Source organism: Pseudomonas sp. LB3P14 (assembly GCF_054898045.1).
In genome coordinates this window covers 7,308,998-7,323,190 of the sequence record NZ_CM142714.1, presented here as the reverse complement: position 1 = coordinate 7,323,190, position 14,193 = coordinate 7,308,998, and the positions used below count along the sequence as shown (strand labels likewise).

The following is a 14,193-nucleotide window of genomic DNA, read 5'->3' as shown; positions in this document are numbered from 1 at the left end:
TTGCTACTTGTCGACGCGACCGTAATTATCTTCGAAACGAACGATATCGTCCTCGCCAAGATAGTCACCGCTCTGCACTTCAATCATCACCAGGTCTATGACTCCCGGGTTGCTCAAGCGGTGTTGATGGCCGGCACGAATAAAGGTGGACTCGTTGGTGTTCAACATCAGCTCTTGCTGGTCGTTGACCACCACTGCCATCCCGCTGACGACGATCCAGTGCTCGCTTCTGTGATGATGCATCTGCAGCGACAGAGAAGCCTTAGGCTTCACCACAATGCGCTTGATCTTGAAGCGTTCGCCATTTTCCAACGTGGTGTAGGTGCCCCAAGGGCGATGCACCGTACGGTGGAGCAAATGAACCGTGTGGCTGCAGGCCTTGAGCTGATTGACGATATGCTTTACGTCTTGGGCGTGGTCTTTGTGGGCAATCATCACCGCGTCCGGGGTGTCGATGACCAGCAAGTCCTCGACACCGACCAGCGCGGTAAGCCGACCCTCACTGTTGACGTAGTTATTGCGCGAGTTATGAGAGAGCACTTCGCCTTCAAAGCGGTTGCCGTTCTCGTCAGGCTCGGTCAGTTCACTGACAGCGTTCCAGGAGCCAATGTCACTCCAGCCGATGTCACAGGGAACAGTCGCGACTTTGGAGGAGCGTTCCATCAACGCGTAGTCGATGGAGATATCCGGAACCTCTGCGAACGCATCAGCATCAAGCGCCAGGCAACGGTACTTGGCGGATGAAGTAAGGCGGGAGTTTTCAATCGTTTTGCTGACCGCTTCCACTACGTCCGGAGCATGCTGACGAAGCTCTTCGAGGACAGTACCCACCCGGAAGCAGAACATCCCGGAGTTCCAGTAGTAGTTGCCTGCGCTGACATAGGCTTGAGCGGTGTCAAGATTGGGTTTTTCGACAAAGCGCGCTACTTTCAGGCCGCCCTTCAGCGGGGCATCTTTTTGCGCTTCGATGTAGCCAAACCCGGTTTCAGGGTACGTCGGCTGAATACCGAAGGTTACCAGCCAGCCGTCGGCGGCAAGCGTCATGGCGCTGGCTACGGCCGCAGCAAAGGCTTCTTCGTCTTTTATCAGATGGTCAGCGGCCAGTACCAGCATTTGGGCGTCGGAGCCATGTGTGGATTCCAGCTGCAGCGCGGCAGCTGCGACGGCCGCAGCGGTGTTACGACCGAAAGGCTCCAGGATGAAGCCTTGAGCGTGCTTGGCTGTATTGACTGCGCCGTACTCGTCTTCGGTCTTGAACAGGAGTTCCCGGTTGGTCACCGTTAGAACTTCCACAACACCGTCCAGGCGCGAAGCACGAAGGAAGGTTTTCTGGATCAGATTCTGGCCATCTGGCAGTTCCATAAACGGCTTTGGATGGGCTTCACGAGAAACAGGCCACAACCGGCTGCCCACTCCACCAGACAAAATTACGGGAATCAGTTCCATGCTCTAAATCCTTAATCCCCCTTCTGGCAGATACGTCCAGAAAGTGGGGCTCAGTTATGTTTCCGGTCATTCCTGCATCGTAATCGATGCAAATTCTTTGCTCAAAGCGATTGCAAGGGTGACAGCTCGACTTCGATCCAAACCCATCGGCTTTTATGCTGGCGCCTCCCGAATTGACGCCCTCTACCACTTATCGGATCTTCCTGCCTGCTGACGCTTTTTATGGGAGGAAATCTCGACAATGGCGCCCTTCCTTTGAAAGGAAAAGCGGGTCAATTGAGGTTGAGATGCAATGCTGAACGGGATCAGATAATTCTGCCGGCCATTCTACAGGTAGTACCGGGGAATTAATAACTCATGCGGAAGGCCGGATACAAAAAATCATTTGAAATCAAACGTGTGATTCGAGTGCGAGCCATCAAAATAACATCAACCACCAGCATCGATCAAATCTCAGCGGCCAGGTGTATCCAGAAGTTTTTTCAAGTATTGCCCATAACCCGTCTTTCCAAGTCGCTCTGCCTGAGCTTTCAGCTCAGCGGCAGATATCCACCCGCTGTTGTAAGCAATCTCTTCCAGGCAAGCCACTTTCAACCCCTGGCGCTTCTCGATGGTGTGCACGAAGTGACTGGCCTCAAGCAGCGAATCGTGAGTACCCGTGTCCAGCCATGCGAAACCGCGACCAAGGATTTCGACATTCAGATCATTCAGCTCAAGATAGGCACGGTTGACATCAGTAATTTCCAGCTCGCCGCGTGCGGACGGCCTGATGCTCTTGGCGATCTCGACGACCTTGTTGTCGTAGAAGTACAGGCCGGTCACCACGTAGTTGGATTTGGGCTTCTGCGGCTTCTCTTCGATGCTCAGCGCCCGACCGGCATCGTCGAATTCCACAACACCGAAACGCTCAGGATCCGATACGTGATAGCCGAATACAGTCGCGCCTTGCTCTTGATTGTTCGCGGAACGCAGGTTGTCCGAGAAGCGCTGCCCGTAGAAGATGTTGTCGCCCAAGATCAGACAGCAAGGGTCGCTGCCGATGAACTCCTCACCAATGATGAAGGCTTGCGCCAAACCATCCGGGCTAGGTTGTTCGGCGTAGGTAAGCTTGATGCCATACAGGCTGCCGTCACCCAGCAGCTTGCGGAAACACGGCAAGTCTTCTGGCGTGGAGATAATCAGGATTTCACGCATGCCCGCAAGCATCAGCACCGACAGCGGATAGAAGATCATCGGCTTGTCGTAGATCGGAAGCATCTGTTTGGACACGCCGAGGGTCAACGGATGCAGGCGCGTACCCGAGCCGCCGGCGAGGATGATGCCTTTACGATTGGTCGTGGTCATTTATTCAGAACTTCCCTAAGCATTCGGGTTACGCCACTTTGCCAATCCGGCAAGTGTAGAGAAAAATTGTCACGCAGCTTCTGAGTATTCAAACGCGAATTCAGAGGGCGGCGCGCAGGCGTTGGATAAGCCGTCGTTTCAATCGGATTGACCGCCGTGACGGCGAGCTGCTCGCCATTAGCTTGGGCGAAACCGACCACATGGCTAGCATAGCCGTGCCAGGACACTTCGCCACTGGCCGCCAAGTGATACAAGCCCGATAGCTCTGGACGTTGCAGAACTTGCTGAATGGCCAACGCGGTCACATCGGCAATCAGGTCTGCACCCGTCGGGGCGCCGATCTGGTCGGCGATGACGCTCAAGGTTTCGCGATCCTTGGCCAGACGCAGCATGGTCTTGGCGAAGTTGTTGCCGCGAGCGCCATAGACCCAGCTGGTACGGAAGATCAGGTGTTTGCAGCCCGACGCGGTAATCGCCTGTTCGCCGGCCAGTTTACTGGCGCCGTAGTGATTAACCGGGGCCACTGCATCTGACTCTTGCCAAGGAGCAGAACCCAGACCGCTGAAGACGTAGTCAGTCGAGTAGTGAATCAGCCAAGCACCCAGAGTAGTGGCCTCTTCGGCCATGACTTGGCTTGCCTGACCGTTCACCCGGTTGGCCAGCTCGGTTTCGGACTCGGCTTTATCGACAGCGGTGTAGGCCGCAGCGTTGACGATGACGTCGGGCATGACCTGGCGGATCGTTGCGCGCAAGGCATCGAGATCGGACAGATCTCCGCACAAGCCATCAACCGCATGACGGTCCAGGGCGACTAACTCACCCAGCGGCGCGAGGGAGCGCTGCAGCTCCCAGCCTACCTGGCCGTTTTTTCCCAGCAGGAGGATTTTCATGCCTTGGTCGAGCGGTCTGCGTAGTTCTGGTCGATCCACTGCTGGTAGCTACCGCTCTTTACGTGAGCGACCCATTCAGTGTTATTGAGGTACCACTCGACCGTTTTGCGGATGCCGGTTTCAAAGGTTTCTTCCGGCGTCCAACCCAGTTCACGCTGAATTTTGCTGGCATCGATTGCGTAACGCTGATCGTGACCCGGGCGATCCTGAACATAGGTGATCAGGCTGGCATGTGGGCGGTGAGCAGAATCGGGACGCAGTTCGTCGAGCAGCGCGCACAGGGTATGCACCACTTCGATGTTTTGCTTTTCGTTATGACCACCGATGTTATACGTCTCGCCGATCACGCCTTCGGTCACGACTTTGTACAGTGCGCGGGCGTGGTCTTCGACGTACAGCCAGTCACGGACCTGATTGCCTTTGCCGTAGACCGGCAGCGATTTGCCTTCCAGTGCATTAAGAATGATCAGCGGGATCAACTTCTCAGGGAAGTGGCACGGACCGTAGTTGTTCGAGCAGTTGGTGACCAAGGTCGGCAAGCCGTAAGTACGGCTCCAGGCGCGAACCAGGTGATCAGAACTGGCCTTGCTTGCCGAGTATGGCGAGCTTGGCTGATAAGGAGTGGTTTCGGTGAAGAGGTCTTCCGGACCTTCGAGGTCTCCGTAAACTTCGTCAGTCGAAATATGGTGGAAGCGGAAGTTGGCTTGATGCGCATCATCCAGCGCCGCCCAATAGTGGCGTGCAGCTTCCAGCAGGGTGTAAGTGCCGATGATATTGGTCTGGATGAATTCAGACGGACCAGAGATCGAGCGATCAACGTGAGACTCTGCGGCAAGGTGCATGATTGCATCCGGTTGGTGTTCCCGCAGGACACGGTCGATCTGATCGCGGTCGCAGATGTCGACGCGCTCGAACACGTAACGCGAGTTCTGGCTAACTTCGGCCAATGACTCAAGGTTACCGGCGTAAGTAAGCTTATCGACGTTAACGACCGAGTCGGTTGTGCTGGAGATGATATGTCGAATGACTGCCGAACCGATAAATCCTGCGCCGCCGGTTACTAAAATTTTCACGCGAAGCCATACCTTTGGAGTGACTGACAGGGAGTCAGTGTGAACCGAACCGGCAATACGCCACCACTGCAACAAGCGCAGCATATTACAGCTTCATAAAGATTCCACTAATGGATACGGACGAGCATAGGTGCAAAATCGACGTGCGCCACGCTTTATCGCAATCAGATTAGGCGCTTGCGTGAAGTTCTGGACGTGCGCCCCAGAAACCAGCCGAGAATCGGCCCGATCACCATACCAATCAGCAGTGCAACAACCATGATCAGCGAAACTGGCAGTTGCGGTCCCGCCCAACCCAGGAACAGGAGGGAAACCGATTGTTGATTCTCGAGAACGAAGGCCAGAACTGCCAAAATCAGCAACAGGATAACTACGCCAAGGAGTACACGCTTGAGGTTACGCATGCGCCGACCCTTTAGTTATGGAGGTCAAAACCTTCCTCCTCTTCCTCGTTCACCCGATCACGCAGTTCCTTGCCTGGCTTGAAATGCGGCACGAACTTGCCGTCGAGGCTGACGGACTGACCGGTTTTTGGATTGCGACCTACGCGCGGCGCGCGATAGTGCAAGGAGAAGCTGCCAAACCCACGGATCTCGATGCGATCACCGGTGGCCAGACATTGGGACATTTGTTCGAGCATGGTCTTGATGGCCAGCTCCACATCCTTGGATGAGAGCAGCCCTTGATGGGTGACAATTCGTTCGATCAACTCCGACTTCGTCATATTTTTCCCTTCTTTTTCAAGCAGCTAGATCAGCGCTTCAAAGGTTTTAGCACGCCCGGATGAATTTGAACAGCCCGAGTTTTTGACAGACTCCACCAGCAACGAAATGCCCTATTCCAGAGCAACGGAACACTGATCGTGACCGCAGCACTCATCTACAGATAACCAGCATGGTGCGCGTCAGATAGCCCGCAGGATTGAAGCCAAAGGGGTACTCATCCTCGTCTTTGGCATCATCGGACCGAGCTATAACTTTATAGCCCGCCGCCTTGCACTCCTTGTTCGCTCGCTTGCGACACTTCTCCCACCCCGACCCCAGTCCTGAACAATCGATCTCTATGCCACTGACCCCACGTACCGCGTGAGTCTTGGCACTAGTAGTACAACCCGCCAATGTCAGTACTGCTATTACGACAATGAGCTTGTTCATTCGCTTCCTTAGGTCGGACAACCTGCTCGACCTCGTTCGCTTCAGGCTAAAGACTAGCTGTAAATAAACGATTGATCCTATTAAAGAAAGAAACAACTTATCGGGCGGGTTGGTTTCACGGCAAACAATCGCAGCGCCGCGTGACCATCAGAATCACCAAATCGCAGACGCAAAAAAGGGCGACCGAAGTCGCCCTTTTTCTATGGTCTGACAGAACTTAGTTCTGTTTTTCCATTTGTGCACGCAACAGGTCGCCCAGAGTGGTAGGACCAGGAGCAGCGGTATCCGAAGCTGGCTTGTCGCGCAGGCTTTGGATGGCTTCTTTCTCTTCTTCAACGTCTTTCGACTTGATGGAGAGCTGGATTACACGGCTCTTGCGGTCAACGCTGATGATCTTGGCTTCTACTTCTTCGCCTTCTTTCAGAACGTTGCGCGCGTCTTCAACGCGGTCACGGCTGATTTCGGAGGCTTTCAGAGTCGCTTCGATATCGTCGGCCAGAGTGATGATGGCGCCTTTAGCGTCAACTTCTTTCACGATGCCTTTAACGATTGCGCCTTTGTCGTTCTCTTGAACGTACTCGGAGAACGGATCGCTTTCCAGTTGCTTGATACCCAGGGAGATGCGCTCGCGCTCTGGGTCAACCGACAGGATAACGGTGTCCAGCTCGTCGCCCTTCTTGAAGCGGCGAACGGCTTCTTCGCCCACTTCGTTCCAGGAGATGTCGGACAGGTGAACCAGACCGTCGATGCCGCCGTCCAGACCAATGAAGATACCGAAATCGGTGATCGACTTGATGGTGCCGGAGATTTTATCGCCCTTGTTGAACTGGCCAGAGAAATCTTCCCATGGGTTAGATTTGCACTGCTTGATGCCGAGGGAGATACGACGACGCTCTTCGTCGATGTCCAGAACCATAACTTCCACTTCGTCGCCGACTTGTACGACTTTCGAAGGGTGGATGTTCTTGTTGGTCCAGTCCATTTCGGAAACGTGTACCAGGCCTTCAACGCCTTCTTCCAGCTCAGCGAAGCAGCCGTAGTCGGTCAGGTTGGTGACACGAGCGGTAACGCGAGTGCTTTCTGGGTAACGGGCTTTGATAGCAACCCATGGATCTTCGCCCAGTTGCTTGAGGCCCAGGGAAACACGATTGCGTTCGCGATCGTACTTCAGAACCTTGACATCGATCTCGTCGCCAACGTTGACGATTTCGGAAGGATGCTTGATGCGCTTCCAAGCCATGTCGGTAATGTGCAGCAGGCCATCGACGCCACCCAGATCGACGAATGCGCCGTAATCGGTGAGGTTCTTGACGATACCTTTGACTTGTTGGCCTTCCTGCAGGGATTCCAGCAGAGCTTCACGCTCAGCGGAGTTCTCGGCTTCGAGGACGCTACGACGGGAAACGACAACGTTGTTGCGTTTCTGGTCAAGCTTGATGACCTTGAATTCCAGCTCTTTGCCTTCCAGGTGCGTGGTGTCGCGCACAGGACGGACGTCAACCAGAGAACCTGGCAGGAACGCACGGATGCCGTTAACGTCGACAGTGAAGCCGCCTTTAACCTTACCGTTGATAACGCCCTTGACCACTTCTTCGGCTGCGAAGGCTGCTTCCAGAACAATCCAGCATTCAGCGCGCTTGGCTTTTTCACGGGACAGCTTGGTTTCACCAAAGCCGTCTTCAACCGAGTCCAGAGCAACGTGAACTTCGTCACCGACGTTGATAGTCAGTTCGCCAGCATCGTTGTAGAACTGCTCAAGCGGGATGAGTGCTTCAGACTTCAGGCCAGCGTGAACGGTTACCCAGCGAGCTTGGTAATCGATATCAACGATAACACCGGTGATGATGGAGCCTGCCTGAAGGTTCAGGGTTTTTAGGCTTTCTTCAAAGAGTTCCGCAAAGCTTTCGCTCATTTTAATTCCTGTTGAATAAGGGCGAAGGATACGCCCATCTCCACATCCCAGACGACGTGGGTTATGTTCATTTGAAGAAACGGCGCAGGACTATGACTGGTCCCCTGGGTCGCTTCTTGGTCACCCGGCGATATCGCGAATGGCGATCTCGCTCATGATGCGTTCCAGCACCTGATCGATGGATAATTCCGTGGAATCCAGCTGTATGGCGTCAGCCGCCGGTTTGAGCGGGGCTACCGCTCGCTGGGTGTCACGCTCATCGCGGACACGTATCTCATCTAGCAGACTCGACAGACTAACACCATCGACTTTGCCCTTCAACTGCAAGTATCGACGGCGCGCACGCTCCTCGGCACTGGCAGTCAGGAATATCTTCAACGGCGCATCGGGAAAAACCACCGTGCCCATGTCGCGACCATCGGCTACCAGACCCGGCAGCTCCTGAAACGCCCGCTGACGCTGCAGCAACGCGTCGCGCACCGCCGGCAACGCGGCCACTTGCGATGCCCAGGCGCCGACTTGTTCGTTGCGCAGATCGTCAGTGACATCGTCACCTTCGAGAATGATTCGTTGCGGATGACCTTCGGTCGCGCCGACGAATTGCACGTCCAGATGAGCGGCCAGCAGCTTCAGCGACTCTTCATTGGTCAGATCGACACCATGGTTACGCGCGGCAAATGCCAGCAGACGGTACAGCGCACCGGAATCCAGCAGGCACCAGCCCAGACGCTTGGCCAGAATCCCGGCAATAGTGCCCTTGCCCGAACCGCTAGGCCCGTCGATGGTGATGACCGGTGGCTTGATAATCACGACTGAGCCTCTTGTGCAACACGGATACCGACCTGCGCGCACAGCGCGAGGAAGTTCGGGAACGACGTCGCGACGTTGGCGCAATCATGGATGCGGATCGGCGCAGTGGCGCGCAGCGAAGCCACGCTGAAGGCCATCGCAATCCGGTGATCGCCGTGGCCGTGCACTTCGCCGCCGCCGATCTGGCCGCCGTCGATAATGATGCCGTCCGGGGTCGGTTCGCATTTGACGCCAAGCGCAAGCAAGCCATCCGCCATGACCTGAATCCGGTCCGACTCCTTGACCCGCAACTCTTCAGCGCCACGCAGGATAGTGCGCCCTTCGGCACAGGCGGCAGCCACGAACAGCACCGGGAATTCGTCGATGGCCAGTGGAACCAGCGCTTCGGGAATCTCGATACCCTTGAGTTTAGCTGCACGTACGCGCAGATCCGCAACCGGTTCGCCGCCGACTTCACGCTGGTTTTCCAGGGTGATATCAGCGCCCATCAGACGCAGAATATCGATCACACCGGTACGGGTCGGGTTGATGCCGACGTGCTCGAGCACCAGCTCCGAACCTTCGGCGATCGATGCGGCCACCAGGAAGAACGCCGACGACGAGATGTCGCCCGGCACTTCAATGTGGGTCGCGGTCAGTTTGTGGCCGGACTCGACCGAAGCGGTCGCACCGTTGACGGTGACCGGGTAGCCAAAGCCACGCAGCATGCGCTCGGTGTGGTCGCGGGTTGGAGCCGGCTCGGTGACGGTGGTCTTGCCTTCGGCGTACAAACCCGCCAGCAGCAGGCAGGACTTAACCTGGGCACTGGCCATTGGCATGGTGTAGGTCAGGCCTTTGAGCTTATTACCGCCACGAATAGTCATCGGTGGACGACCTTCGGCAGCGGTCTCGATCACGGCGCCCATTTCACGCAACGGATTAGCCACGCGATTCATCGGACGCTTGGACAGCGAAGCATCGCCCGTCAGCGTGCTGTCGAAGTTCTGCGCAGCCAACAGGCCAGACAGCAGACGCATCGACGTGCCGGAGTTGCCCAGATAGATCGGGCCCGGCGCAGGCTTCAAGCCATGCAGGCCGACGCCGTGAATGGTCACGCGACCGTGGTGCGGACCCTCGATCACTACGCCCATGTCACGGAAGGCTTGCAAGGTTGCCAGGGCGTCTTCGCCCTCGAGGAAACCTTCCACTTCGGTGACGCCTTCAGCCAAGGAGCCGAGCATGATCGAACGGTGGGAAATCGATTTGTCGCCCGGTACACGAATCCGCCCAGTCAGGCGGCCACCAGGTTGTGCCAGGAAAATCAGGTCGTTGGAATTCATAGCGTCCACATAGGCCCGGCGGGCCAGGATTTTACTGAAATGCTCGCGGGCAACCCGGGCGCGAGTGAACACGCCCAACAATTGGTGCCCATCCCCTGCATCGACCGCGTCGCGCAAGGCGTCGAGGTCGCTGCGAAATGTATCGAGTGTGCGCAGGACAGCTTCGCGGTTGGCGAGGAAGATGTCGTGCCACATGACCGGGTCGCTACCCGCAATTCTTGTGAAATCGCGGAAACCGCCCGCAGCGTAACGGAAGATCTCAAGGTTTTCATTGCGCTTGGCCAACGAATCGACCAAACCGAACGCCAACAAGTGCGGCAAATGGCTGGTCGCCGCCAACACTTCGTCGTGACGCTCAACCTGCATGTGCTCGACATCGGCGCCCAATTCGCGCCACAACCGGTCGACCACTGCCAGGGCTGCCGGGTCAGTTTGATCCAGCGGCGTCAGAATCACTTTATGGCGACGAAACAGCTCGGCGTTGGAGGCTTCCACCCCGCTCTGCTCGGAGCCGGCAATCGGATGCCCCGGCACGAAACGCGACGGCATGCCGCCAAACGCTTCGGTTGCCGCACGCACCACATTGCCCTTGGCGCTGCCGACGTCGGTCAGAATCGCTTGCCCCAGGTCCATGCCGGCCAATCGGCCGAGCATTTTTTCCATGGCAAGGATCGGCACGGCCAGCTGAATCACGTCAGCGCCCTGACAAGCAACGACCAGGTCTTCTTCGCAGCGATCCACCACACCCAACTCAACCGCCAGTTTGCGCGACTGCGGATCGAGATCAACCCCGACCACTTCGCGGCACAGACCGCTTTCACGCAAACCCTTGGCAAACGAACCGCCGATCAACCCCAGACCGACCACCACCAGGCGACCGATCATAGGTTCAGCAGATGGCAGTGCAGTGACATCAACCACGAGCCAGAACCTTGGTCAGCGCGTCAAGGAAGCGGCTGTTTTCAGCCGGCAAACCGATGGTGATACGCAAGTGGTTCGGCATGCCGTAGTTGGCCACCGGACGAACGATCACGCCTTCGCGCAGCAAGCCCTGGAAGACCGGAGCCGCAACACGACCCAGATCGACGCAGATGAAGTTGCCCTTGGACGGAATCCAGCTCAGCCCCAGCTCACGGAAACCCGCTTGCAGTTGCTGCATGCCGGATTCGTTCAGGCGACGGCTTTCAGCCAGGTACTCGGTGTCTTGCAGCGCAGCGCACGCAGCGGCCAGGGCCAGGCTGTTAACGTTGAACGGCTGACGCACACGGTTCAGCACATCCGCAACCACTGCGGTGGACAAGCCATAACCGACACGCAACGCAGCCAGACCGTAGGCCTTGGAGAAGGTGCGCGAAACCAGCAGGTTCGGATAGGCCGCCAGGTAGTCCAGGCCATCCGGCAAGTCGCTGCCTTCGGCGTATTCAATGTAGGCCTCGTCCAGCACCACCAGCACGTGTTCCGGTACGTCCTGCAGGAATTCGTCCAGCGCCTCGGCGTCGAACCAGGTCCCGGTCGGGTTGTTCGGGTTGGCGATGAACACCACACGGGTATCGGCATCGATCGCGGCCAGCATGGCCGACAGATCATGGCCCCAGTCTTTGGCCGGGATCACTTTTGCCTGGGCGCCAACGGCCTGGGTCACGATCGGATAGACCGCAAACGCGTGCTCGCTGAACACGGCATTCAAACCCGGCGCCAGATAGGCACGCGCGACCAGTTCCAGAATGTCGTTGGAACCGTTGCCCAACGTCACCTGATTGAGCTCGACGCGGCACTGATCGGCCAGCAGGGTCTTGAGCGCAAAACCGTTGCCGTCCGGATAACGGGTCAGCTCGGCCAGCGCTTCGTGGATCGCTGCCAGCGCCTTGGGACTGGCGCCCAACGGATTTTCGTTGCTGGCCAGTTTGACGATGCTGGCCGGATCGATGTTCAGCTCGCGCGCCAGTTCGTCCACGGGTTTGCCCGGAACGTAAGGCGAAAGTTGTTGCACGCCCGGCTGTGCCAGAGCGAGGAAGTCACCACTCATTTGCTACCGCCCTTAGAGAACTGCTTTCGGGTAGGAACCCAGCACTTTGAGTGCCACTGCTTCCTGACTGATCTTTTCCAACACACCTTTGACCAGCGGGTCGCGGTGGTGGCCGACAAAGTCGATGAAGAACACGTAGGTCCATTTACCGCTGCGCGACGGACGCGTCTCGATTCGCGTCAGGTCGATGCCGTTGTCGTGGAACGGCACCAGCAACTCGTGAAGTGCGCCGGGCTTGTTGCTCATGGAGACGATGATCGAGGTCTTATCGTCGCCGGTTGGCGGCACTTCCTGGCTGCCGATCATCAGGAATCGCGTGGAGTTGTCCGGGCGATCCTCGATTTTCTCGGCCAGACGGGTCAGCCCGTACAAGCCTGCGGCCATGTCGCCGGCAATCGCCGCCGAGTTCCACTCACCCTTGACCCGCTTGGCCGCTTCGGCGTTGCTGGACACCGCCACGCGCTCGACATTCGGGTAATGGGCGTCCAGCCATTTGCGGCACTGGGCCAGCGACTGGGCGTGGGAATAGATGCGGCTGATGCTGTCGGTCTTGGTGTTTTCACCGACCAACAGGTGGTGGTGAATCCGCAACTCGACTTCGCCACAGATCACCATGTCGTGTTCGAGGAAGCTGTCGAGGGTGTGGTTGACCGCGCCTTCGGTGGAGTTTTCCACCGGGACCACGCCAAAGTTCACCGCACCGGCCGCCACTTCGCGGAACACTTCGTCGATCGCCGCCATCGGCTTGCTGATCACCGCGTGGCCGAAGTGCTTCATGGCCGCCGCTTGGGTGAAGGTGCCTTCAGGGCCGAGGTACGCCACTTTCAGCGGCTGCTCGAGGGCCAGGCACGAGGACATGATTTCGCGGAACAAACGCGCCATCTCTTCGTTGCCCAGCGGCCCCTGGTTACGCTCCATCACGCGCTTGAGCACCTGAGCTTCACGCTCAGGACGATAGAACACCGGCACTTCGCCTTCGGCCAGCGAGGCCATCTTTACTCGCGCAACTTCCTGGGCGCAGCGTGCGCGCTCACTGATCAGCTCCAGGACTTTTTCGTCCAGGGCATCAATGCGCAGGCGCAGTGCCTTGAGTTCTTGCTCAGACATTAACCGTGTTCCTTCTCGAACTCTGCCATGTACGAAACCAGTGCGTTGACCGCAACGATGTCGACGGCGTTATAGATGGAGGCACGCATGCCACCCACGGAACGGTGACCCTTGAGGTTCAACAGGCCACGCTCTTCGGCACCGACCAGGAATGGCTTGTCCAGGCGATCGTCAGCCAGACGGAACGGCACGTTCATCCACGAGCGGTCCGACTTGTTGATCGGGTTGCTGTACAAGCCGCTGGCGTCGATGAAGTCGTACAGCGTGCGCTGTTTAACTTCGTTGAGCTTGCCGATGGCTTCAACACCACCCTGCTCCTTCATCCACTCGAATACCAGACCCGAGAGGTACCAGGCCAGGGTTGGCGGGGTGTTGTACATCGAGCCGTTATCGGCCGCGACCTTGTAGTTGAGCATGGTCGGGCACAGGGAACGGGCGTGACCCAGCAGGTCTTCGCGAACGATGTTCACGACGATGCCGCTCGGGCCGATGTTTTTCTGGGCACCGGCGTAGATCATGCCGAAGCGCGAGACATCCATCGGACGCGAAAGAATGTCCGAGGACATGTCGGCAACCAGCGGCACGTCACCGGTTTCCGGGATCCACTGGAATTCCAGACCGCCAATGGTTTCGTTCGGCGCGTAGTGAACGTAGGCCGCATCTGCAGACAGGCTCCATTCGTTCTGGCCGGGAATAGCGAAATAGTCGTAAGGCTTGGCGGTAGCGGCAACGTTGACGTGACCGTAGCGCGAAGCTTCTTCGATGGCTTTCTGCGACCAGATACCGGTGTCGATATAGTCGGCGGTACCGCCTTCCGGCAACAGGTTCAGAGGGATCTGAGCAAATTGCTGGCTGGCGCCACCTTGCAGAAACAGCACTTTATAGTTCGAGGGGATATTCAGCAGATCACGCAGATCCTGCTCGGCCTTGGTGGCGATGGACACGAACTCATCACTGCGATGACTCATTTCCATGACCGACAGGCCTTTGCCATGCCAATCAAGGAGTTCACCCTGAGCGCGCTTCAGGACAGCTTCAGGAAGCGCCGCAGGACCGGCACAGAAGTTATAGGCTCTCTTGCTCACATCCAATCTCGCTCTGATTTGGTGGTA

General features: G+C 57.2%; 13 protein-coding genes. All 13 read right to left on the bottom strand.

The window, feature by feature from the left end; all coding sequences use genetic code 11:
* Positions 1-3: 3 nt before the first annotated feature.
* Positions 4-1,446 (bottom strand): mannose-1-phosphate guanylyltransferase/mannose-6-phosphate isomerase, encoded by a 1,443-nt coding sequence (locus ACYZT5_RS33665; protein ID WP_462049120.1) that lies wholly within the window; start codon positions 1,444-1,446, stop codon positions 4-6.
* A 453-nt stretch (positions 1,447-1,899) separates the two neighbouring features.
* The gene (gene rfbA / locus ACYZT5_RS33660; RefSeq protein ID WP_462049119.1) at positions 1,900-2,790 is read right to left on the bottom strand and encodes a glucose-1-phosphate thymidylyltransferase RfbA; all 891 of its coding nucleotides are present in this window, start codon (positions 2,788-2,790) and stop codon (positions 1,900-1,902) included.
* Positions 2,787-3,680: a dTDP-4-dehydrorhamnose reductase gene (gene rfbD, locus ACYZT5_RS33655; RefSeq protein ID WP_462049118.1), complete on the bottom strand. Its 894-nt coding sequence runs from the start codon at positions 3,678-3,680 to the stop codon at positions 2,787-2,789. Before rfbD ends, rfbA begins: the two co-directional genes overlap by 4 nt.
* Positions 3,677-4,753 carry a dTDP-glucose 4,6-dehydratase gene (gene rfbB / locus ACYZT5_RS33650; RefSeq protein WP_462049117.1) on the bottom strand — a complete coding sequence of 359 codons (1,077 nt, stop codon included), beginning with the start codon at positions 4,751-4,753 and terminating at the stop codon, positions 3,677-3,679. The genes rfbD and rfbB overlap by 4 nt, the downstream gene beginning before the upstream one ends.
* 164 nt (positions 4,754-4,917) lie before the next feature.
* Positions 4,918-5,157 carry a LapA family protein gene (locus ACYZT5_RS33645; RefSeq protein ID WP_462049116.1) on the bottom strand — a complete coding sequence of 80 codons (240 nt, stop codon included), beginning with the start codon at positions 5,155-5,157 and terminating at the stop codon, positions 4,918-4,920.
* 11 nt (positions 5,158-5,168) lie between these two features.
* Positions 5,169-5,477, bottom strand: a complete 309-nt coding sequence (gene ihfB, locus ACYZT5_RS33640) for an integration host factor subunit beta (protein ID WP_054051920.1) — start codon at positions 5,475-5,477, stop codon at positions 5,169-5,171.
* Between the two features lie 151 nt (positions 5,478-5,628).
* On the bottom strand, positions 5,629-5,907 hold the full coding sequence (locus ACYZT5_RS33635) for a hypothetical protein (protein ID WP_462049115.1): 279 nt from the start codon (positions 5,905-5,907) through the stop codon (positions 5,629-5,631).
* Positions 5,908-6,124: 217 nt separating this feature from the next.
* A complete protein-coding gene (gene rpsA / locus ACYZT5_RS33630; protein WP_140681797.1) occupies positions 6,125-7,819 on the bottom strand; it encodes a 30S ribosomal protein S1 in 1,695 nt (564 codons plus the stop codon).
* 120 nt (positions 7,820-7,939) lie between these two features.
* Complete coding sequence (gene cmk / locus ACYZT5_RS33625) at positions 7,940-8,629, bottom strand: (d)CMP kinase (protein WP_462049114.1); 690 nt, start codon at positions 8,627-8,629, stop codon at positions 7,940-7,942.
* The gene (locus ACYZT5_RS33620; protein ID WP_462052350.1) at positions 8,626-10,833 is read right to left on the bottom strand and encodes a bifunctional prephenate dehydrogenase/3-phosphoshikimate 1-carboxyvinyltransferase; all 2,208 of its coding nucleotides are present in this window, start codon (positions 10,831-10,833) and stop codon (positions 8,626-8,628) included. Before ACYZT5_RS33620 ends, cmk begins: the two co-directional genes overlap by 4 nt.
* 28 nt (positions 10,834-10,861) lie before the next feature.
* Entirely contained in the window at positions 10,862-11,974 is a 1,113-nt protein-coding gene (hisC, locus tag ACYZT5_RS33615) for a histidinol-phosphate transaminase (RefSeq protein WP_462049113.1), read from the bottom strand.
* 12 nt (positions 11,975-11,986) lie between these two features.
* Complete coding sequence (gene pheA / locus ACYZT5_RS33610) at positions 11,987-13,081, bottom strand: prephenate dehydratase (protein ID WP_007899727.1); 1,095 nt, start codon at positions 13,079-13,081, stop codon at positions 11,987-11,989.
* Positions 13,081-14,166, bottom strand: coding sequence for a 3-phosphoserine/phosphohydroxythreonine transaminase (gene serC, locus ACYZT5_RS33605; protein WP_462049112.1), 1,086 nt, complete (start codon positions 14,164-14,166; stop codon positions 13,081-13,083). Before serC ends, pheA begins: the two co-directional genes overlap by 1 nt.
* Between the last annotated feature and the right edge of the window lie 27 nt (positions 14,167-14,193).

Bases quoted from the DNA above. Each gene is read 5' to 3' on its own strand.
- ACYZT5_RS33645 (WP_462049116.1), bottom strand. From the start codon at position 5,157: ATGCGTAACCTCAAGCGTGTACTCCTTGGCGTAGTTATCCTGTTGCTG.
- ACYZT5_RS33620 (WP_462052350.1), bottom strand. From the start codon at position 10,833: ATGATCGGTCGCCTGGTGGTGGTCGGTCTGGGGTTGATCGGCGGTTCG.
- pheA (WP_007899727.1), bottom strand. From the start codon at position 13,081: ATGTCTGAGCAAGAACTCAAGGCACTGCGCCTGCGCATTGATGCCCTG.
- rpsA (WP_140681797.1), bottom strand. From the start codon at position 7,819: ATGAGCGAAAGCTTTGCGGAACTCTTTGAAGAAAGCCTAAAAACCCTG.
- rfbA (WP_462049119.1), bottom strand. From the start codon at position 2,790: ATGACCACGACCAATCGTAAAGGCATCATCCTCGCCGGCGGCTCGGGT.
- ihfB (WP_054051920.1), bottom strand. From the start codon at position 5,477: ATGACGAAGTCGGAGTTGATCGAACGAATTGTCACCCATCAAGGGCTG.
- hisC (WP_462049113.1), bottom strand. From the start codon at position 11,974: ATGAGTGGTGACTTCCTCGCTCTGGCACAGCCGGGCGTGCAACAACTT.
- ACYZT5_RS33635 (WP_462049115.1), bottom strand. From the start codon at position 5,907: ATGAACAAGCTCATTGTCGTAATAGCAGTACTGACATTGGCGGGTTGT.
- ACYZT5_RS33665 (WP_462049120.1), bottom strand. From the start codon at position 1,446: ATGGAACTGATTCCCGTAATTTTGTCTGGTGGAGTGGGCAGCCGGTTG.
- rfbD (WP_462049118.1), bottom strand. From the start codon at position 3,680: ATGAAAATCCTCCTGCTGGGAAAAAACGGCCAGGTAGGCTGGGAGCTG.